We start from the raw sequence: 18,979 nt of genomic DNA on the forward strand, positions 1-18,979 counted from the left end.
ATGAGATGGCGCAAGCGTGCAGCCGCGCCGTCTGCGCGGCGCGACAGGAACGCCGGCTGCGGTCAGAGCACGCGGCGGAAGGTCTGGCGCACCAGGTTGCGGTCGCCGCAATCGAAATGCCACCACTCGCTGTTGATGCCGTGAAAACCCGCCTGCAGCATGGCCGCGCGCAGCAGCCGGCGGTTGGCCACCTGTTCCTCGCTCAGCCTGCCGGCAATGAGGAAGCCTTCTTCCAGCGCCGGGTGCGACAGGTCCGTCATGTCGTCGAAACCGGTGCCCATGTCGAGTTCGCTGCCGGCGGCATCGAGCAAGGTGATGTCCAGCGCCATGCCGAACGAGTGGATCGAACCGCGCTGCGGATCGGCCAGGTACATGCGCAGATCGGTGCCGGCGAGCGCATCCCACAGTTCCTGCTGCACGCGCTGGGGGCGCACGGCGTCCAGCACCAGCGGCACGACGTCGGGCCGGCGCTCCTTCAGCCAGGCCACCACCCGTTCCAGCGCGGCGGCGGCGTCGACGTGCAGCCAGGCGCAGTCGTACGGGGAATACAGGTCGCGGCCGACGAAGTTGTTCGGACTTGCGTAGCGCAGGTCGACGGCGATGCCGGCGATCGTCGACAGGTGGCGGAAGTGGGGGTCGCGGGCGATGTCTTCGCTGGCGATGGTCAGTCCCGGGACGGCGGCGTTCATGCGGCGGCCCGGTCCTTGTCCAGCAGCGCGCGGGCGGTGGCGCCGATGCAGTTGGCCAGCTCGCGGGCGCCATGCGACAACGGCGCGTGGCTGGCCGTCAGCAGGTACAGCTGGACGGAGATCGCCGGCGCCCACGGCCGGCACTGGACCTTGCCGGGCGCGGCCGACGCGGCGGTGAACGGATCGAGCACGGCGGTGCCGGCGCCCGCCTCCACCAGCGAGCGCGCGATCTGGTACGTTTGCACGACGGTCTGGAACACGGGATGCACGTCCTGGGCCTCGCAGGCGGCCACGACCATTTCGCCGAGCGGATCGCCGTCGGCCAGGCCGATCAGTTCGCCACTCAGGGCCGCCGGCACGATCGGCTGGCGGCATTCCTCCTCGCTCCAGGTGCCGGCCGGCGCCATCACCACCAGGCCGCCCTGGGCGATCGGCTCGGCCTCGATGCCGGGGTGGCGCGGGTCCTGCAGCGACAGCGCGAGGTCGGCCTCTCCCAGGCGCAGCGCGTTCACGATCTCGCTCGTGTGGAAGGTGGCCAGCTCGCAGCGGGTCTGGGCAAAGCTGCGGCGCCAGTCGGTGAGCGCGGCCGGCAGCACGCTGACGGCGATGGTGGGCGTGGACACCAGGCGCACGGTCTCGCCGGCGCGGCTTTTCAGGCTGGCGGCCAGGCGGCGGATGCCCTGCAGGTCGCGGTTCAGCTTCTCCGTCTCGGCGAACAGGCGGTGCGCTTCCGGCTTCGGGTACAGCTTGCCGCGCACGCGTTCGAACAGCGGCATGCCCAGCTGCAGTTCCGCGTGCTGCAGCACCTTGGTCACCGCCGGCTGCGAGATGTGCAACACCTGCGCGGCACCGCTGATGGTGCCGACTTGCATGATGGCGTGGAAGACTTCGATGTGGCGCAGGCGCATGGATCGGTTCCTTAGGATGCGTGGACGATGTCGCGCCTCAGGATAGCGGAAAACGCCTGCTGCATAAAAGCATCATTGCTGGACGGGCGACGGCGGTGTTGCGGGATTGCCGGCCGGCGGCAGCGGCGGGGCGGCCTGGTCGAGCGGCTGGGTCGCCGCCGGCGGCGCGGGCGGCACTGGCGGGACCGGCTGGCCCGGTGTCGGCGCCTGCGGCGGCTGGACGGGCTGGGCCGGCTGGACCGGCTGAACAGGTTGGAACTGCGGCGGCGGCGCCGTCTCCGGCTGCACGGGACGGTAGATCGACGGCGGCACCGGCGGCAGCGGGCCGCTCGGGTTGGTCAGCGCTTCCAGCAGCGCGGCCGTCTCGACGTCGGGCACGCCGGCGATGTTGGACGGACGGTATTTCATCTGGAAGGCGGACAGCACGGTGCGGGTCTGCTCGTCCAGCACGCCGGACTCGACGATGCCATAGCCCCAGGTGTGCAGCTTCTTCTGGAACCAGGCCGTGTCCGGAATCTGGGTCTGGAAGATCGGCGTGACCTGGGCCACGCGCGCGGCGTTCGGCCAGGCGACGAGGCCGGCGTCGGCCAGCTGGCGCCACGGGAACATGGGGCCCGGATCCTGCTTGCGCAGCGGCGCGATGTCGGAGTGGCCCAGCACGTTCTCGGGCGCGATGTGGTGGCGCGTGACGATGTCGCGCACCAGCGGGATGATGGCGTCGATCTGCGATTGCGCGAACGGCGCGTAGACGCGGCCGTTCGGCGTGTCCTTCCAGCCCGGGTTGACGATCTCGATGCCGATCGAGCTGTTGTTCAATTGCGTGAAGTTCTTCCAGCTCGAATTGCCCGCATGCCAGGCGGCGTTCTTCTCGTCGACCAGGTTGTAGATGACGGGCACGGGATCGTCCGTCACCAGGTAGTGGGCGCTGACTTCCTGCTGGGTCAGGATCTTGATCGAGTTGGCGCGGTCGCTGACGGTGTAGTGCAGCACCAGGAAGCGCGCGCGGCTGGCCTGGCCCTTGGCGGTATAGGTATGGTCGTATTGCGGTCCGGACGGCGGCGTGGCGCAGCCGGCCAGCAGGGCGATCAGCAGGGTAGCGGCAAGAGCTTTCATGGGGTCATTGGTCGAGTGGTTGATCGGGTTCGGCATCGAGCGCGGAATCGACTGCCATGCGCGCCGCCGCGTGATGGGCCCCGCCCGCGGTCCGGGTCAGGGGCAGGTCGTCCGGCAGCGCCGCGCGCATCGCCGCGACGATGGACGGGTGCAGTGCCGCCGCGCGGCCGGACACGGCCACGGGACGCGCGCCGAACCGTCCCAGCAGCGCGTGCGCCAGGCGTGCCAGTTCCTCGCCGGCGCGGCGCAGGATCGCGGCCGCCGCGGGATCGGCGTCCGCGGACGCGGCCACGGCCAGCGCCAGCTTGCCGACGGCGCCGCGCTCCTGGCCATAGATGAACTGGCGCGAATACGTCCAGTCGGCGCCGCCGACGTAGTCGAACACGGCGCGCGCCATGGGCGAAGCGCGCCAGGCGCCGGGACGCTCGTCCTCGTCGCGCCAGATGTGGCGCAGCGCCTCGCGTGCGATCCAGAAGCCGCCGCCGCCGTCGTCCAGCACGACGCCGCGCCCGCCGGCACGGTGGAACACGCCGTCCGTGTCGATATAGGCGCCGATCGAGCCCGTGCCCGCATACACGAGGTAGCCCTGGCCGGGCGCGAAGCTGGCGCGGTAGGCGATCTCCATGTCGCTGCAGAAGCGGATCGCGCCCGGCGCCAGGTGCAGCAGCTCGGCCAGCCAGCGCTGCAGCAGTTCGCCGTCGCCGCCGAAGCCCGTCAAGCCGGCCTGTACGCGCGCCGGCTGGCCGTGCACCAGCACGGCGGCCGCCAGTTCGGAAAACGTCGCGCGCACGGCCTCCCGGCCGTGGCCGGTGGCCATCTGCAGCGCGGACAGGCCGGCGCAGGCGCCTTCCGCCACGATGGCGCCGCCGGGTGCGGCCAGCGCCCAGCGCGTCTGGGTGCCGCCGGCATCGATGCCCAGGCCCAGGCCCGCCTGGCGTGCGTGATCAGCTTGCAAATCGGTCATGGTAGGAAAGTCTACGCGGGCGCCCGCCAGAGCGTGAATGAATGCGGCGAATGAATGCTGGCGCTGAACGCATGAGCCAATGTTATGCCTTTAGCGGTTTTCCTGCCCACGCCTGCACGCGCGCGCTTTCGTTGCCGAGGCGGTCGACGGCGCTGACCACCACCAGGTCCGGCTGGCCCAGCTTGACGTCGTCCGGCACCGTCCAGTCCACGCGCGAGGCCGGCACCACGGCGAAGCGCCACTGGCCGCCGTAGCGGGACCACACGGCGTACAGCGCGTTCGCCTTGGCCGCCGCCAGTTTCAGATACACGCCGTTGCCCTTGCGCGCGCCCGTCACGGCCGGGGTGCCCGGGATATCGTTGCCGAGCCAGGGCGTGGCCGGCACCAGGGCCGGGCCGACATAGGCGCTGCTGCGCAACTGGTCGCCGATGCCCTTGCGGTTCTGCATCAGCGCGACCATGCTGAAGTGCACGTGGCCGCTGGCACCGGGTCGCGTGCGCGTGACGCCGATCTGCTCGACGATTTCCTGCGGCGGATAATCCCTGGTCGGCGCGCCGATGCGGCTCGTGTACAGGCCCGGCCACACGTGGCGGTTCCGCGTGTTCTGCGCGATCCAGTAGTCGAGCAGCACGCCGTAGGCCTGGCCCGGCTGGCGGATGCCCCAGTACAGCTGCGGCGTGAAATAGTCGATCCAGCCGTTCTGCAGCCACAGCTCGGCGTCGGCATACAGCTTGTCGTACTGCGAAAAACCGTTGATGCCGGGCGGACGGCGGTCCGGGCGGCCCAGGCCGAACGGGCTGATGCCGAAACGGACCCAGCTCTTTTCGCGGTGGATGCCCTCGTACAGCGCCTCGATCAGGCGGTTGACGTTCTGGCGCCGCCAGGACGCGCGGTCCAGCCTGCCGCCGCCGGCGACGTAGCGCTGCCACGACGGCTGGTCCGGGAAGTCGAGCTCCGTCTTGCCGCTGCGGCCTTCCAGCGCCGCGCCTTCCGCGCCGGACGCGGTGGGCGTCTCGATCGGGTAGGGATAGAAATAGTCGTCGATGTGGACGCCGTCGATGTCGTAGCGGCGCACGACGTCCAGCACCACGTCCAGCGTCTGCTTGACGGCGGCCTCCTCGCCCGGGTCCATCCACAGGAACTTGCCGTAGGATTTGACGGCCGCCGGATTGGTGCGCGCGATGTGGTTCGGCGCGAACGGCGAGCGGGCGCCGTTGTTGCGCGCGCGGTAGGGATTGAACCAGGCATGCAGTTCCAGGCCGCGCGCATGCGCCTGCGTCACCCAGAACTCGAGCGGATCGTAGTACGGCTGCGGCGCGGCGCCCTGCAGGCCCGTCAGGTATTCCGACCAGGGCTCGATCTTCGATGGATAGATGGCGTCCGCGGCCGGCCGTACCTGCAGCACGATGGCGTTCAGGTTCAGCGCCTTGGCGCGGTCGAGGATGGCGATCGCCTCGGCCTGCTGCTTGGCCGCATTCAGGTTCGGCTTGCTGGGCCAGTCGATATTGGCCACCGTCGACACCCAGGCGGCGCGGAATTCGCGCGGCGCCGGCGGCGGCATGTCGCCGCCGGTCGGTCCGGTCACGACGGTCGGTGCCGTCGTACATCCCGTAAATAGTCCTCCCAGCGCCAGCGCACCGGCGACCCCCGCAAGCGCGAACGCGCGTCGTTTCTGATCAGGTTGCAAAACCACTTCGCTGCTTTCAAATTGGATGCGCCGCATTGTACCCAGCTCGGCAATTTCATGACGCAAATACGGACGGGCCGGTGCGATCGCTTATTTCTTTCCAAATTCCGGGTCGATCTTCACCAGCGCCGCCATGGCGAACGCGGGAATCGTGGCCAGGCAGGTCCAGACGAAGAAGTGCCGGTAGCCCAGCATCTCCTGCAGCGCCCCGCTCCACATGCCCGGCACCATCATGCCCAGCGCCATCAGGCCCGTGCAGATCGAGTAATGCGCCGTTTTATACGGACCGTCCGAGACCATGATCATGTACATCAACAGCGCCGTGAAGCCGAAGCCGTAGCCGAACTGCTCGACCGCAAGGAAGGCGCAGATCGTCGCGAAATGCGTGGGCTGGGCCGCGGACAGGTAGACGAACACGAGGTCCGGCAAATGCACGGCGAACACCATCAGCCACAGGCAGCGCTTCAGGCCCAGGCGCGAGATCAGCCAGCCGCCGAACAGGCCGCCGATGGTCAGCGCGATGATGCCGACGGTGCCGTAGGCGGTGCCGTATTCGGCGGTGGACAGGCCCAGGCCGCCCTTCGCGATCGGATCCTTCAGAAAAGGCGCGACCAGCTTCAGCAGCTGCGATTCGCCCAGGCGGAAGGTCAGGATGAAACCGAGGATCAGCCAGATGTCGCGCTTGCGGAAGAAGCTGGCGAAGGTGGCGACGAATTCGCCGAACGGGTCATGCCCTTGCGCCGCCTTGTGGTCGGCGTCCGGATGCGGCAGCACCGCATGGTGCCAGGCGAACAGCGCGAAGAACACGCCGGCCAGCACGAAGAACACGATGGCCCAGGCCTGGTTGGCGTCGTTCAGGCGCGTCGCCAGCCAGCCGGCCAGGATCACCAGCGGGCCCTGCGCGGCCAGCGTGGCCAGGCGGTAGAAGGTGCTGCGCACGCCCACGTAGGCGGCCTGCTGCTGCTGGCGCAGGCCCAGCATGTAGAAGCCGTCGGCGGAGATGTCGTGGGTGGCCGAGCTGAACGCCATGACCCACATGACGGCCAGGCTCACCATGAAGAAGGCGGGCAGGTGCAGCGTGGCGCCGACGGCCCCCAGCGAGGCCGCCAGCACCAGCTGCAGCGTGACGGTCCAGCCGCGCTTGGTGCCGAACATGTCGACCAGCGGCGACCACAGGGGCTTGATCACCCACGGCAGGTACAGCAGGCTCGTGTAGAAGGCGATGTCGGTGTTCGAGATCCCCATGTCCTTGTACATGATGACGGACAGGCTCATCACGACGACGTAGGGAATGGCCTGGCCGAAGTACAGGGAGGGCACCCACGACCATGGGTTTCTGGTTGGCGAAGTCTGCATTGCTCTTTCGTGGCCGGCGGGCGGATGCGGCCGGAGCGCCCTTGCCGTCAGCCGGCCAGGGCTTGGCGCACGCTGCCGTGCGCCGACTCCAGCAGCGCTCGCGCCTGCTCGACCTGGATATTCTTGGACAAGGCCACGATCGCGACCTTGACATGGAAATTGCACTGTTCCAGCACCGCGCGCGCTGCTTCCTCGCTGGCGCCGGTGGCGAACGTCGTGAGGCGGATGGCACGCCGGACCAGCTTGGCGTTGGTAGCTTTCAAGTCTACCATCAGGTTGCCATAAACCTTGTTCAAACGCACCATCAAGGCGCTCGAAAACGCGTTCAGCGCGATCTTTTGCGAGGTGCCGGCCTTCAGGCGCGTGCTGCCCGAGATCGCCTCGGCGCCCGTGTCCAGCGTGATGCCGATTTCCGCTTCCCCGGCGACCGGCGCGCCCGGGTTGTTGGCGAAGCCCACCGTGAGGGCCCCCGCCGCCCGCGCGGCCCGCAGCGCGCCCAGCACATAGGGCGTGGCGCCCGAGGCAGCGAGCAGCAACACGACGTCGCTGGGGCCCACGTCCACGCTGGCCAGGTCGGCGGCGCCCTGTTCCAGGTCGTCCTCGGCCCCCTCGACGGCGACGAACATGGCGTCGTTGCCGCCGGCCAGCAGCGCCACGGCGCGCCCGTGCGGCCAGGAAAAGGTCGGGTACAGTTCGACGCTGTCCAGCACGCCCAGGCGACCCGAGGTGCCGGCGCCCACGTACACGAGCCGCCCACCCGCCTCCATGCGCGGCAGCGCGGCGGTGACGGCGGCGGCGATGCGCGGCGCGGCGGCGCGGACGGCCTCGACGGCCTTGAACTGGTCGTCGACCAGCGCGTTCACCAGTTCCGTGGTCGGGTATTGGTCGAGGGTCGCGTGTTGCTGGGCGGGCGTTTCGGTGTTGAGCATGGCGTCGGCTACCGTTATCGATGATGCATCATTGTGCGCATGCCAGTGTAATACCGATCCCGCCGCGGCTGCCATGAAAGGATCGGCCGCAGGCATTCCGAAAAGTTATGCAGACACGCGGGATGCATAGACCCTGGTTATGCTTGGGCGAACGAATGCACGGTCAGCGGGCAGCGCGCGGGGCGATGATGGTGCAGATTATCACTGAGAGGCCTCGAAACGGTGCATGACATGACTGCCGGTTATGCCTGCCCGCGCTACATTCATTAGCCGCACGACAAGCCAGCGCCTAAGCTTTCGGACCATGTCAATGAACCATAGCGTGCACGGATGCAAGAAATAATCGTCATCGGCGGCGGTGTCGTCGGCCTCACCTCGGCCTGGTGGCTGGTGGAAGCCGGCTACCGCGTCACGCTGCTCGAGCGCGCACCGGCACCGGGCATGGGCACCAGCTTCAGCAATGGCGGCCAGCTCAGCTACCGCTACGTGGCGCCGCTGGCCGATGCCGGCGTGCCGCTGAAGGCCGTGCAATGGCTGTTCCAGGAACACGGTCCGCTGCGCTTCAAGCCGCAGTTCGACCTGCACCAGTGGCGCTGGCTGGCGTCCTTCCTCGCCAACTGCCGCGCCGACGTCAACCGCCGCATGACGAACAAGCTCCTCGAACTGGGCGACCTGTCGCGCCGCGCCATGGCCGAGCTGGCGCCGACCGTGCCGCTCGATGCCTTCCAGTGGCGCGACGCCGGCAAGCTGGTCGTCTACCGCACGCAAAAGGCCTTCGACGCGGCCGTCGCCAAGCCGGACACGGCCGGCACCCGCCAGGTGTGGAGCGCGGCCGAATGCGTGGCCCGCGAACCGGCACTGGCGGCGATGGAAGACCGTCTCGCCGGCGGCATCTACAACGGCGGCGAGGCGGTGGCCGACTGCTACGCCTTCTGCGTGGCGCTGGCCGAACGCCTCGCCGCCCACCCGCGCTTCGCCGGTTTCATCCAGGTGGAGGCGACGCGCATCCTGGCGGACAAGGGGCGCGTGACGGCCCTGGAGACGAGCGCCGGCCCCATCGCCGCCGACGCCTACGTGCTGGCGGCCGGCATGCAGAGCCGCGCGCTGGGGCTGACGGCCGGCATCGACCTGCCGCTGTATCCCTTGAAGGGCTACAGCCTGACGGCGCCGATCCGCCTGGACGACGTGGCGCCCGAGATCAGCGTCACCGATTTCGAGCGCAAGGTGCTGTACGCCCGCATCGGCGACAAATTGCGGGTGGCGGCGATGGTCGACATGGTCGGCGAAGACCTCAGCCTGAACGAGAAGCGCCTGGACAGCCTGGCGCGCCAGGTGCGCGAGACCATGCCGCGCGCGGCCGACTATACCCAGATCGTGCCCTGGGCCGGCCTGCGCCCGGCCACGCCGACCAGTTCCCCCATCATCGGCGCCACGCCCTACGCCAACCTGTGGCTGAACGTGGGCCACGGCCCGTTGGGCTTCACCTTCGCCTGCGGCACGGCAAGCCTGCTGGCCGACCTCATGCAGGGCAAGCCCATGCCCTTCCCTTTGGACGGCTTGACATATCGCCACTGAACTAATTGTTCAAGTGATATTTCCCAAAACCGGGCTCTGACCCCGGCTCTGACCCCGGTTTGAGAAAACGCAAAAATTTTCTCGCGCCCGTTCAAACCGGTTCAATTTATTTTCGGCAAAAAATGCCGGCAGATGAGGCAACTGCGGCCAACGTGCCGGCATCTTGCAAATTCGTAACGCGCGCACAGCCTGCCTCGCGTTCGCGAAATGGCGGATAATTGCCGCCATGGCTACCTCCTCGAAAACCCCTCTTCCTTGTCCCTGCGGCGGCCCGGGCATCATGCGCTGCTGCGGTCCCTATATCGCCGGCGCCGAGCTGCCCCCGACGGCGGAAGCGCTGATGCGTTCGCGCTACGTGGCATTCAAGATGCAGGACGAGGCGTACCTGCGCGCGACCTGGCATCCGAGCACGCGGCCCACCGAGCCCATCGTCAACAAGGACGAAAAGATCCAATGGCTTGGACTTGAGATAAAATCTGGTTTACGTTTACGTCAAGCAGACCTGCCGGAAGATCCAGACAAGGCCACCGTCGAATTCGTCGCCCGCTACAAGATCAATGGCCGCGCCTATACCCTGCATGAAATCAGTCGTTTCGTGCGCGAGCCGGATCCCGCCCTGGGCGGCAAACCGCGGTGGTTCTACCTGGACGGCAGTTTTCCCGAGTATCCAGAATAGAACAACGCCAGGAGACGCAATGCCATCCATCGAGAGCAAACTCAACCCGCGCGGCGAGGACTTCAAGGTCAACGCCGCCGCCATGCAAGCCCTGGTCGACGACCTGCGCGCGAAGGTCGCCGCCGTCGCCGAAGGGGGCGGCGCGGCGGCCTGCGCCAAGCACGTCGCCCGCGGCAAGCTGCTGCCGCGCGAACGCGTGCAGATGCTGCTCGATCCCGGCACGCCGTTCCTGGAACTGTCGCAACTGGCCGCCTACGGCATGTACGACGATGCGGCGCCCGCCGCCGGCATCATCACGGGCATCGGCAGGGTCAGCGACCAGGAATGCGTCATCGTCTGCAACGACGCCACCGTCAAGGGCGGCACCTACTACCCGGTGACGGTGAAAAAACACCTGCGCGCCCAGGAGATCGCCGAGCAGAACAAGCTGCCCTGCATCTACCTGGTCGACTCGGGCGGCGCCAACCTGCCGAACCAGGACGAGGTGTTCCCCGACCGCGACCACTTCGGCCGCATCTTCTACAACCAGGCCAACCTGTCGGCGCAGGGCATCCCGCAAGTCGCCGTCGTGATGGGCTCGTGCACGGCCGGCGGCGCCTACGTGCCGGCGATGAGCGACGAGTCGATCATCGTCAAGGAGCAAGGCACGATCTTCCTGGGCGGTCCGCCGCTGGTGAAGGCCGCGACGGGCGAAGTGGTCAGTGCCGAGGACCTGGGCGGCGGCGACGTGCACACGCGCCTGTCCGGCGTGGCCGATCACCTGGCCCAGGACGACACGCACGCGCTGGCGCTGGCGCGCACCATCGTCTCGAACCTGAACCGCGGCAAGCCGCAGCAGGATTCCGTGCGCGCGGCGGCGGAACCGAAGTACGCGCCGGAAGAACTGTACGGCGTGATCCCCGTCGACACCCGCAAGCCCTTCGATGTGCGCGAGGTCATCGCCCGCATCGTCGACGACAGCGCGTTCGACGAATTCAAGGCGAGATACGGCACCACGCTCGTGTGCGGCTTCGCCCACATCTTCGGCATGAAGGTCGGGATCATCGCCAACAACGGCATCCTGTTCTCGGAATCGGCGCTCAAGGGCACGCACTTCATCGAGCTGTGCTGCCAGCGCAAGATCCCGCTCGTCTTCCTGCAGAACATCACCGGCTTCATGGTCGGCCGCAAGTACGAGAACGAAGGCATCGCCCGCAACGGCGCCAAGATGGTGACGGCCGTCGCCACGGCCGCCGTGCCCAAGTTCACGGTGATCATCGGCGGCTCCTTCGGCGCCGGCAACTACGGCATGTGCGGCCGCGCGTTCTCGCCGCGCTTCCTGTGGATGTGGCCGAACGCGCGCATCTCCGTCATGGGCGGCGACCAGGCCGCGTCCGTGCTGGCCACCGTCAAGCGCGACGGCATCGAGGCCAAGGGCGGGCAATGGAGCGCCGACGAGGAAAGCGCGTTCAAGCAGCCGATCAAGGAACAGTACGAGCGCCAGGGCCACCCGTACTACGCCACCGCGCGCCTGTGGGACGACGGCGTCATCGACCCGGCCGACACGCGCATGGTGCTGGGCCTGGGCCTCTCGGCCGCGCTGAATGCGCCGATCGAAGAGACGAAGTTCGGCGTCTTCCGCATGTAAGGGGGCGACATGGACTATCAGACCCTGACCGTCGCCGTCGACGGCCGCATCGCGCGCGTCACGCTGAACCGCCCGGAACTGCGCAACGCCTTCAACGAGCAGAGCATCGCCGAGCTGGCGCTCGCCTTCGACGAACTGGGACGCCACGAACTGGTGCGCGCCATCGTGCTGCAGGCGAACGGTTCCGCCTTCTGCGCCGGCGCGGACCTGAACTGGATGAAGAAGATGGCCGGCTACTCGGACAGCGAGAACCGCGCCGACGCCATGCTGCTGGCCGACATGCTGCGCACGATCTACCTGTGCCCGAAGCCCGTGGTGGCCAAGGTACAGGGCGACTGCTACGCCGGCGGCATGGGCCTGGTGGCGGCCTGCGACATGGCCGTCAGCGTGGACACGGCCAACTTCTGCCTGTCCGAGGTAAAGCTGGGCCTGATCCCGGCGACGATCTCGCCCTACGTGATCAAGGCGATGGGCGAGAACGCGGCGCGCCGTTACTTCCTGACGGCGGAACGCTTCGACGCGCGCGAAGCCCACCGCATCGGCTTCGTGCACGAGGTCGTCGCGGCCGACGCGCTGGACGCACGCGCCGCGGCGCTGGCCGAGACGCTGGCCAACAACAGCCCGAACGCCGTCAAGGAAGCCAAGAAACTGGTGCGCGAGATCGCCGGACAGCCCGTCACGGAAGGCCTGCTGGAAGATACCGCCGGACGCATCGCCGCGATCCGCGCGTCAACCGAAGGACGCGAAGGGGTCGCGTCCTTCCTCGAAAAACGCCGGCCCTCGTGGCTGGATTAGCAAGTCATCAGCAATAGAAGCGGGAATAACGTTGAATCAGAATACCTCCTCCGACTGGATCGCGCGCAGCTTGCGCAGCGTCTGGCATCCATGCACGCAAATGCAGCACCACGAAGAGGTGCCGCTGATCGCCGTCAGCCGCGCCAAGGGGGCGTGGCTGTACGACCATGAAGGACGGCGCTACATGGACGGCATCAGCTCGTGGTGGGTCAACCTGTTCGGCCACGCGAACCCGCGCATCAACGCCGCCCTGAAGGAGCAGCTCGACACGCTGGAACACGCGATGCTGGCCGGCTTCACCCACGAGCCGGTGGTCGAGCTGTCCGAGCGCCTGGCCGCGCTGACGGGCCACAACCTGGGCCATGCCTTCTACGCATCGGACGGCGCCTCCGCCGTCGAGATCGCGCTGAAGATGAGCTTTCATTACTGGCGCAACGCCGGCCATGCGGACAAGCAGGAATTCGTCTGCCTGCAGGGCTCCTACCACGGCGAGACGGTCGGCGCGCTGGGCGTGACCGACGTCGCCCTGTTCAAGGATGCCTACGGCCCGCTGCTGCGCGCCGCGCGCACGGTGGCCTCGCCCGATGCGCGCAATGCGCGCGAGGGAGAGTCGGCGCAGGACGTGGCGCTGCGCGCCGCGCAGGACGTGGAGGAACTGTTCGCCGAACGGGCCGACCATATCGCCGCCATCATCGTCGAGCCGCTGGTGCAGTGCGCGACCGGCATGGCGATGCACGACCCGCTGTACCTGCAGCGCCTGCGCGAGCTGTGCGACAAATACCACGTGCACCTGATCGCCGACGAGATCGCGGTCGGCTGCGGCCGCACCGGCACCTTCTTCGCCTGCGAACAGGCGGCAATCTGGCCGGACTTCATGTGCCTGTCGAAGGGCATCAGCGGCGGCTACCTGCCGCTGTCCCTGGTGCTCACCACCGAGAAGGTCTACGAGGCGTTCTACAGCGAGGACATCACGCGCGGCTTCCTGCATTCGCACTCGTACACGGGCAATGCGCTGGCCTGCCGCGCGGCGCTCGCGACGCTGCGGATCTTCGAGGAAGACGACGTGCTGAACAAGAACCGCGCGACGGCCACCCGCCTGATGACGGAACTGGCGCCGCTGCTGGACCACCCGCGCGCGACCAACTTCCGCCAGCGCGGCATGATCCTCGCGTTCGACGCCGTCGAGCCGGACAGCGCGCGCGCCGCGACCTTCGCGCGCCGCTTCTTTACCAGCGCCGTCGAGAACGAGCTCCTGCTGCGCCCGATCGGCCGCACGGTCTACCTGATGCCGCCCTACGTGCTGGACGAGGAAGAGATCGTGGGCCTGGCCGCGCGCACGCGCAAGGTATTCGAGACGGTGATCGCGGCGTGACGATGGACCTGATCGCCCACATCGACAGCCAGCTCGAGGCGCTGGCCGCGCGCAGCCTGACCCGGCGCCGCCGCACGGCCGAGACGCCGTGCGCGCCGCGCCAGGTCGTCGACGGCCGCGAACTGCTCGCGTTCTGCAGCAACGACTACCTGGGCCTGGCCGCGCACCCGCGCGTGGTCGAGGCGCTGCGCGAAGGCGCGTCCCTGTACGGCGCCGGCAGCGGCGCCTCCCACCTCGTGTCCGGCCACGGCCGCGCGCACGCGCAGCTGGAAGAACGCCTGGCCGCGTTCGAGGCGCCGCACCTGGTCGATGCGCGCGCGCTGTACTTCTGCACCGGCTACATGGCCAACCTGGCCGTGCTGACGGCGCTGGGCGGCGACAAGGAAGCCATGATCTTCTCGGAAGCGCTGAACCACGCGTCGCTGATCGACGGTGCGCGCCTGGCCCGGGCCGGTGTCACCGTCTACCCGCACGGCGACACGGCGGCGCTGGACGCGCAGCTGGCAGCAAGCAACGCCGCCACGAAGATCGTCGTCACCGACAGCGTGTTCAGCATGGACGGCGACCTGGCCCCGCTGCCGCAACTGCTGGCCCTGTGCGAACGGTACGGCGCCTGGCTCGTCGTCGACGACGCCCACGGCTTCGGCGTGCTGGGAGAGAACGGCCGCGGCGCGCTCGAGCACTTCGGCCTGCGCTCGCCCAACCTCGTCTACGTCGGCACGCTGGGCAAGGCCGCCGGCGTGGGCGGCGCCTTCGTGGCGGCGCATGCGTCCGTGGTCGAGCTGCTGGTCCAGCGCGCCCGACCCTACATCTACACGACGGCCGCGGCACCGGCGCTGGCGCACGCGCTGCTGGCCAGCCTCGACATCATCGAGGGCGAGGAAGGCCGCGCGCGCCGCGTCCACTTGAATACGCTGATCGCCCGACTGGACGGGGAACTGCGCCTGGAACGCTGGCAGCGCCCGCCCTCGACGACGGCGATCCAGCCGATCGTCATCGGCGCCAACGACGAGGCGCTGGCCGTCTCCGCCCATCTGCACGAGCAGGGCCTGTGGGTGCCGGCGATCCGCCCGCCGACCGTGGCGCCGGGCACGGCACGCCTGCGCGTGACCCTGTCGGCGGCGCACACGCATGACGACGTCGCGCAGCTCGCCGCTGCGCTCAACCGCCTGGAAAGGAGCGGAGCATGACCCTGAACGATCCCGAACAAACCGGAAACGGCACGGCTGCCAACCCGGACGTCGGCTTCGCCGAACCCGCAACGGCCACGGAGCCGAAGACCATCGAGGTGCCGGCCGCGCTGGCCGCCGAAGGCATCCCGACCCGCTTCGCCTGCTTCGTCACCGGCACCGACACCGAGATCGGCAAGACGCTGATCTCCAGCGCGATCCTGCACAAGCTCGTGCAGCAGGGCCAGCGCGCCTGCGGCATGAAGCCGATCGCGGCCGGCGCCGAGGAACGCGACGGCGTGCTGCACAACGACGACGCCGCCATGCTGCGCGCCGCCGGCAACGTGAACCTGCCGCAGCACATCACCACGCCCTTCATGCTGCGCGAACCGTGCGCGCCGCACATCGCGGCCGCATTGGAGGGCGTGACGATCGAACCGGTGCCCATCATGACGGCGTATGCCGAGATCCTGGGCGCGTCCGACGCCACCGTCGTCGAAGGCGTGGGCGGCTTCTGCGTGCCGTTCTCGAACGACTTCGACAGCGCCGACCTGGCCGTGCAATTGAACCTGCCGGTGGTGCTGGTGGTCGGCCTGCGCCTGGGCTGCATCAACCATGCGCTGCTGACGGCCGAGGCGATCGTCGCGCGCGGCCTGGTGCTGGCCGGCTGGGTCGCCAACCAGGTCGACCCGGACATGCGCTTCGCCGACGAGAACATCGTGGCGCTGCAGGAGCGCATGCCGGCGCCGCTGCTGGGCCGCGTGCCCCGGCTGCAAGAACCCACGGCTGCGCAAGCGGCCGCCTACATCGAACTCGCGGGCCTGCCGGGATGGCCGGCCACGCGTGCGTAATCTTTCAAAACAAGGAATCCCATGTCCCAAGTCGTCACTCTCCACCCGCCGGCCGCCCCCGTCACGCTGCCGAAGAACGCCACCTGGCCGCTGGCCGACGTGCTCGCGCTGTTCGAGCTGCCGCTGCCGGAACTGATGTTCCGCGCCGCCCAGGCGCACCGCACCCACTTCCCCGACGGCGACGTCGAACTGGCCACGCTGCTGTCGATCAAGACCGGCGGCTGCGAGGAAGACTGCGGCTACTGCCCGCAGGCGGCGCGCTACGACACCGGCGTCGAAGCCAAGAAGATCCTCGACCTGGACATCGTGCTGGCCGCCGCCAGCGAAGCCAAGGCCAAGGGCGCGACCCGCTTCTGCATGGGCGCCGCCTGGCGCAGCCCGAAGGAACGCGACATGGAAAAGGTCGAAGCCATGGTGCGCGGCGTGAAGGCGCTGGGCATGGAGACCTGCGCCACGCTGGGCATGCTGGAAGAAGGCCAGGCCGAACAGCTGGCCGCCGCCGGCCTGGACTTCTACAACCATAACATCGACACCTCGCCGGACTTCTACGGCGACGTCATCTCGACCCGCGAATACCAGGACCGCCTGGACACGCTGGGCCGCGTGCGCAATGCGGGCCTGAAGGTCTGCTGCGGCGGCATCGTCGGCATGGGCGAGACCCGCGAACAGCGCGCCGGCCTGATCGCCCAGCTGGCGAACATGAATCCGTATCCGGAATCGGTGCCCGTCAACCACCTCGTGCAGGTCGAAGGCACGCCGCTGCACGGCCTGCCGCCGCTGGACCCGATCGAATTCGTGCGCACCATCGCCGTCGCCCGCATCACGATGCCGAAGGCGCGCGTGCGCCTGTCGGCGGGCCGGCGCGAGCTGGGCGAAGCGGTGCAGGCGATGTGCTTCATGGCCGGCGCCAACTCGATCTTCTACGGCGACAAGCTGCTGACGACCGACAATCCGGAAGCGAACGATGACCGCGCGCTGCTGGAGAAGCTGGGCCTCAAGACGCGCGCGACGACGCTGAACGAGGCGCCGAAGGAGCGTTGCGGCTGCTGATGAAGCACGCTGCGCTTGAACGTCGCCCCTGCGGAGGCAGGGGCCCAATTTTGAGCTGCCGAAACGCGTGCAAATTGGGTCCCTGCCTTCGCAGGGACGACGTGGTTGATTTTCATAAAATTTAAAACATTACGAGACACCACATGTTCACCAAGATCCTCATCGCCAACCGTGGCGAAATCGCCTGCAGGGTCGCCGCCACCGCGCGCCGCCTGGGCATCCGTACCGTTGCCGTCTATTCGGAAGCCGACGCCGGCGCCAAGCACGTGGCGGTGTGCGATGAAGCGATCCTGATCGGACCTGCCGCCGCGCGCGACAGCTACCTGAAGGGCGAGCGCATCATCGAGGCCGCCCTGGCCACGGGCGCGCAGGCGATCCACCCCGGCTACGGTTTCCTGTCGGAGAACGCGGAGTTCGCGGAGGCATGCGCCGCCGCCGGCCTCGTGTTCATCGGCCCGCCGGGCAGCGCGATGCGCGCGATGGGATCGAAGTCGGCCGCCAAGCAGCTGATGGAAGGCGCCGGCGTGCCGCTGGTGCCGGGCTACCACGGCGTCGACCAGGACCCGCAGCTGCTGCAGCGCGAGGCGGACCGCATCGGCTATCCGGTGCTGCTCAAGGCCAGCGCCGGCGGCGGCGGCAAGGGCATGCGCGTGGTGGAGCGCAGCGAGGACCTGCAGGCCGCGCTGGCCTCGTGCAAGCGCGAAGCCATCTCCTCCTTCGGCGACGACAAGGTGCTCGTCGAAAAATACCTGACCCGCCCGCGCCACATCGAGATCCAGGTGTTCGCGGACACGCACGGCAACTGCGTGTACCTGCACGAGCGCGACTGTTCCGTGCAGCGGCGCCACCAGAAGGTGCTGGAAGAAGCGCCGGCGCCCGGCATGCCGGCGGATCGCCGCGCCGCGATGGGCGAAGCGGCGGTGGCGGCGGCAAGGGCCGTCGGCTACGTCGGCGCCGGCACCGTGGAGTTCATCGCCAACCAGGACGGCTCGTTCTACTTCATGGAGATGAACACGCGATTGCAGGTCGAGCACCCGGTCACGGAAATGATCACGGGGACCGACCTGGTCGAATGGCAGCTGCGCGTGGCCGCCGGCCAGCCGCTGCCGAAGAAGCAGCACGAACTGGGCATCCATGGCCACGCGATCGAGGCGCGCGTGTATGCCGAGAATCCCGAGAAGGGCTTCCTGCCGTCGACCGGCACGCTGCGCTGCATGGACACGCCCGGCCACGTCGCCTTCGAACTGGGCGGCACGGCCGCCGCGCCGGCCGCCGTGCGCATCGATTCCGGCGTGCGCGCGGGCGACGCCATCTCGCCGTTCTACGACCCGATGATCGCCAAGCTGATCGTCTGGGGCGCGGACCGCCAACAGGCGCTGGCACGCATGGCGCAGGCGCTGGGCGAGTTCCACATCGTCGGCCTGGCCACCAATATCGCCTTCCTGAAACGCCTGGTCGAGGGAGACGCGTTCGCCGGCGCCGACCTGGACACGGGCCTCATCGAGCGTACCAATGCCTCGCTGTTCCCGCCCAACGGACCGGCGCCGCTGGATGCGCTGGCATTGGCCGCCGTCTCGCTGGCGGCCGGAGATACACCTGCGAGTGCGGACAATCCCTGGGCCAGCGCACATGGCTGGCGCATGAACGGCAGCTACCGCCGCGTGCTCTCGTTCGCGGACGACTACGCCGCCACGCTGGACGACAAGGCCTATCGCGTCGGCGTGACCTACGGGCGCGCGGGCTGGACGCTGGATGTCGACGGCGCCAGGCACGACATCGCGCTCGTTGCGAACGACGCCGGCAGGCTGGCGATCCGCGTCGACGGCCGCGCCGTCCAGGGCACCGTGCGCCGCGAGGGCGAATCGCTGCACGTGTTCAGCGGCGGCCTGCACCACGTGCTGGCGTGGAACGATCCGCTGGCCCACGCGGGCGAACACGAGACGGCCGGCGGCCGCCTGACGGCGCCGATGCCGGGCAAGGTGGTGGCCGTGATCGCCTCCAGCGGCCAGCAGGTCAAGAAGGGCGAGCCGCTCGTGATCATGGAAGCCATGAAGATGGAGCACACGATCGCCGCGCCGAGCGACGGCCTGGTCGAGGAAGTGCTGTACCAGGTCGGCGACCAGGTGGCGGACGGCGCGCCGCTGCTGGCGTTCCAGGCGGCGGCGTAGCGGGCCGTTCATGGTGGGCACGTGGTGCCCACCCTACGTACGCATGCCGT

16 protein-coding genes are annotated in these 18,979 nt (G+C 68.6%); 9 read left to right on the forward strand and 7 right to left on the reverse strand.

The window, feature by feature from the left end; all coding sequences use genetic code 11:
* Positions 1–62: 62 nt before the first annotated feature.
* From QPK32_RS20030 to murQ, 7 genes are all read right to left on the reverse strand, one after another.
* Positions 63–689, reverse strand: a complete 627-nt coding sequence (locus tag QPK32_RS20030) for a M15 family metallopeptidase (protein ID WP_290414561.1) — start codon at positions 687–689, stop codon at positions 63–65.
* Positions 686–1,597 (reverse strand): LysR family transcriptional regulator, encoded by a 912-nt coding sequence (locus QPK32_RS20035; RefSeq protein ID WP_290414562.1) that lies wholly within the window; start codon positions 1,595–1,597, stop codon positions 686–688. The genes QPK32_RS20030 and QPK32_RS20035 overlap by 4 nt, the downstream gene beginning before the upstream one ends.
* A 72-nt stretch (positions 1,598–1,669) precedes the next feature.
* Positions 1,670–2,710, reverse strand: a complete 1,041-nt coding sequence (locus QPK32_RS20040; RefSeq protein ID WP_290414563.1) for an N-acetylmuramoyl-L-alanine amidase — start codon at positions 2,708–2,710, stop codon at positions 1,670–1,672.
* 4 nt (positions 2,711–2,714) lie between these two features.
* The gene (locus tag QPK32_RS20045) at positions 2,715–3,674 is read right to left on the reverse strand and encodes a BadF/BadG/BcrA/BcrD ATPase family protein (protein WP_290414564.1); all 960 of its coding nucleotides are present in this window, start codon (positions 3,672–3,674) and stop codon (positions 2,715–2,717) included.
* 82 nt (positions 3,675–3,756) lie between these two features.
* Positions 3,757–5,397, reverse strand: a complete 1,641-nt coding sequence (locus QPK32_RS20050; RefSeq protein WP_290414565.1) for a glycoside hydrolase family 10 protein — start codon at positions 5,395–5,397, stop codon at positions 3,757–3,759.
* Between the two features lie 54 nt (positions 5,398–5,451).
* The gene (locus QPK32_RS20055; protein WP_290414566.1) at positions 5,452–6,717 is read right to left on the reverse strand and encodes an MFS transporter; all 1,266 of its coding nucleotides are present in this window, start codon (positions 6,715–6,717) and stop codon (positions 5,452–5,454) included.
* A gap of 47 nt (positions 6,718–6,764) precedes the next feature.
* Complete coding sequence (gene murQ / locus QPK32_RS20060) at positions 6,765–7,646, reverse strand: N-acetylmuramic acid 6-phosphate etherase (protein WP_290414567.1); 882 nt, start codon at positions 7,644–7,646, stop codon at positions 6,765–6,767.
* 330 nt (positions 7,647–7,976) lie between these two features.
* Here murQ and QPK32_RS20065 point away from each other — a divergent pair, with 330 nt between their 5' ends.
* The 9 genes from QPK32_RS20065 to QPK32_RS20105 all read left to right on the forward strand — a co-directional run bounded on the left by QPK32_RS20065 (position 7,977) and on the right by QPK32_RS20105 (position 18,929).
* Positions 7,977–9,221 carry a D-amino acid dehydrogenase gene (locus tag QPK32_RS20065; RefSeq protein ID WP_290414568.1) on the forward strand — a complete coding sequence of 415 codons (1,245 nt, stop codon included), beginning with the start codon at positions 7,977–7,979 and terminating at the stop codon, positions 9,219–9,221.
* A gap of 226 nt (positions 9,222–9,447) precedes the next feature.
* A complete protein-coding gene (locus QPK32_RS20070) occupies positions 9,448–9,897 on the forward strand; it encodes a YchJ family protein (protein WP_290414569.1) in 450 nt (149 codons plus the stop codon).
* A gap of 19 nt (positions 9,898–9,916) precedes the next feature.
* Complete coding sequence (locus QPK32_RS20075; RefSeq protein WP_290414570.1) at positions 9,917–11,524, forward strand: carboxyl transferase domain-containing protein; 1,608 nt, start codon at positions 9,917–9,919, stop codon at positions 11,522–11,524.
* A gap of 9 nt (positions 11,525–11,533) precedes the next feature.
* Positions 11,534–12,319: an enoyl-CoA hydratase/isomerase family protein gene (locus QPK32_RS20080; RefSeq protein ID WP_290414571.1), complete on the forward strand. Its 786-nt coding sequence runs from the start codon at positions 11,534–11,536 to the stop codon at positions 12,317–12,319.
* A 31-nt stretch (positions 12,320–12,350) separates the two neighbouring features.
* Positions 12,351–13,691, forward strand: a complete 1,341-nt coding sequence (gene bioA, locus QPK32_RS20085) for an adenosylmethionine--8-amino-7-oxononanoate transaminase (RefSeq protein ID WP_290414572.1) — start codon at positions 12,351–12,353, stop codon at positions 13,689–13,691.
* 2 nt (positions 13,692–13,693) lie between these two features.
* Positions 13,694–14,881 carry an 8-amino-7-oxononanoate synthase gene (gene bioF / locus QPK32_RS20090; RefSeq protein WP_290414573.1) on the forward strand — a complete coding sequence of 396 codons (1,188 nt, stop codon included), beginning with the start codon at positions 13,694–13,696 and terminating at the stop codon, positions 14,879–14,881.
* Positions 14,878–15,711 (forward strand): dethiobiotin synthase, encoded by an 834-nt coding sequence (bioD, locus tag QPK32_RS20095; RefSeq protein ID WP_290414574.1) that lies wholly within the window; start codon positions 14,878–14,880, stop codon positions 15,709–15,711. The genes bioF and bioD overlap by 4 nt, the downstream gene beginning before the upstream one ends.
* Before the next feature lie 21 nt (positions 15,712–15,732).
* On the forward strand, positions 15,733–16,761 hold the full coding sequence (gene bioB, locus QPK32_RS20100) for a biotin synthase BioB (protein ID WP_290414575.1): 1,029 nt from the start codon (positions 15,733–15,735) through the stop codon (positions 16,759–16,761).
* Positions 16,762–16,904: 143 nt separating this feature from the next.
* Positions 16,905–18,929 (forward strand): acetyl/propionyl/methylcrotonyl-CoA carboxylase subunit alpha, encoded by a 2,025-nt coding sequence (locus QPK32_RS20105; protein ID WP_290414576.1) that lies wholly within the window; start codon positions 16,905–16,907, stop codon positions 18,927–18,929.
* Positions 18,930–18,979: the final 50 nt, after the last annotated feature.

Origin of the sequence: Massilia sp. YIM B02763, assembly GCF_030412015.1 — a bacterium.
Taxonomy (GTDB): domain Bacteria; phylum Pseudomonadota; class Gammaproteobacteria; order Burkholderiales; family Burkholderiaceae_D; genus Telluria.

What these genes read in the sequence shown, in the direction of transcription:
- bioD (WP_290414574.1), top strand. Translation starts at nt 14,878, where the DNA reads ATGACCCTGAACGATCCCGAACAAACCGGAAACGGCACGGCTGCCAAC.
- QPK32_RS20045 (WP_290414564.1), bottom strand. Translation starts at nt 3,674, where the DNA reads ATGACCGATTTGCAAGCTGATCACGCACGCCAGGCGGGCCTGGGCCTG.
- QPK32_RS20065 (WP_290414568.1), top strand. Translation starts at nt 7,977, where the DNA reads ATGCAAGAAATAATCGTCATCGGCGGCGGTGTCGTCGGCCTCACCTCG.
- QPK32_RS20050 (WP_290414565.1), bottom strand. Translation starts at nt 5,397, where the DNA reads ATGCGGCGCATCCAATTTGAAAGCAGCGAAGTGGTTTTGCAACCTGAT.
- QPK32_RS20040 (WP_290414563.1), bottom strand. Translation starts at nt 2,710, where the DNA reads ATGAAAGCTCTTGCCGCTACCCTGCTGATCGCCCTGCTGGCCGGCTGC.
- QPK32_RS20070 (WP_290414569.1), top strand. Translation starts at nt 9,448, where the DNA reads ATGGCTACCTCCTCGAAAACCCCTCTTCCTTGTCCCTGCGGCGGCCCG.
- QPK32_RS20080 (WP_290414571.1), top strand. Translation starts at nt 11,534, where the DNA reads ATGGACTATCAGACCCTGACCGTCGCCGTCGACGGCCGCATCGCGCGC.
- QPK32_RS20030 (WP_290414561.1), bottom strand. Translation starts at nt 689, where the DNA reads ATGAACGCCGCCGTCCCGGGACTGACCATCGCCAGCGAAGACATCGCC.
- bioF (WP_290414573.1), top strand. Translation starts at nt 13,694, where the DNA reads ATGGACCTGATCGCCCACATCGACAGCCAGCTCGAGGCGCTGGCCGCG.
- murQ (WP_290414567.1), bottom strand. Translation starts at nt 7,646, where the DNA reads ATGCTCAACACCGAAACGCCCGCCCAGCAACACGCGACCCTCGACCAA.
- QPK32_RS20055 (WP_290414566.1), bottom strand. Translation starts at nt 6,717, where the DNA reads ATGCAGACTTCGCCAACCAGAAACCCATGGTCGTGGGTGCCCTCCCTG.
- QPK32_RS20105 (WP_290414576.1), top strand. Translation starts at nt 16,905, where the DNA reads ATGTTCACCAAGATCCTCATCGCCAACCGTGGCGAAATCGCCTGCAGG.
- bioB (WP_290414575.1), top strand. Translation starts at nt 15,733, where the DNA reads ATGTCCCAAGTCGTCACTCTCCACCCGCCGGCCGCCCCCGTCACGCTG.
- QPK32_RS20075 (WP_290414570.1), top strand. Translation starts at nt 9,917, where the DNA reads ATGCCATCCATCGAGAGCAAACTCAACCCGCGCGGCGAGGACTTCAAG.
- QPK32_RS20035 (WP_290414562.1), bottom strand. Translation starts at nt 1,597, where the DNA reads ATGCGCCTGCGCCACATCGAAGTCTTCCACGCCATCATGCAAGTCGGC.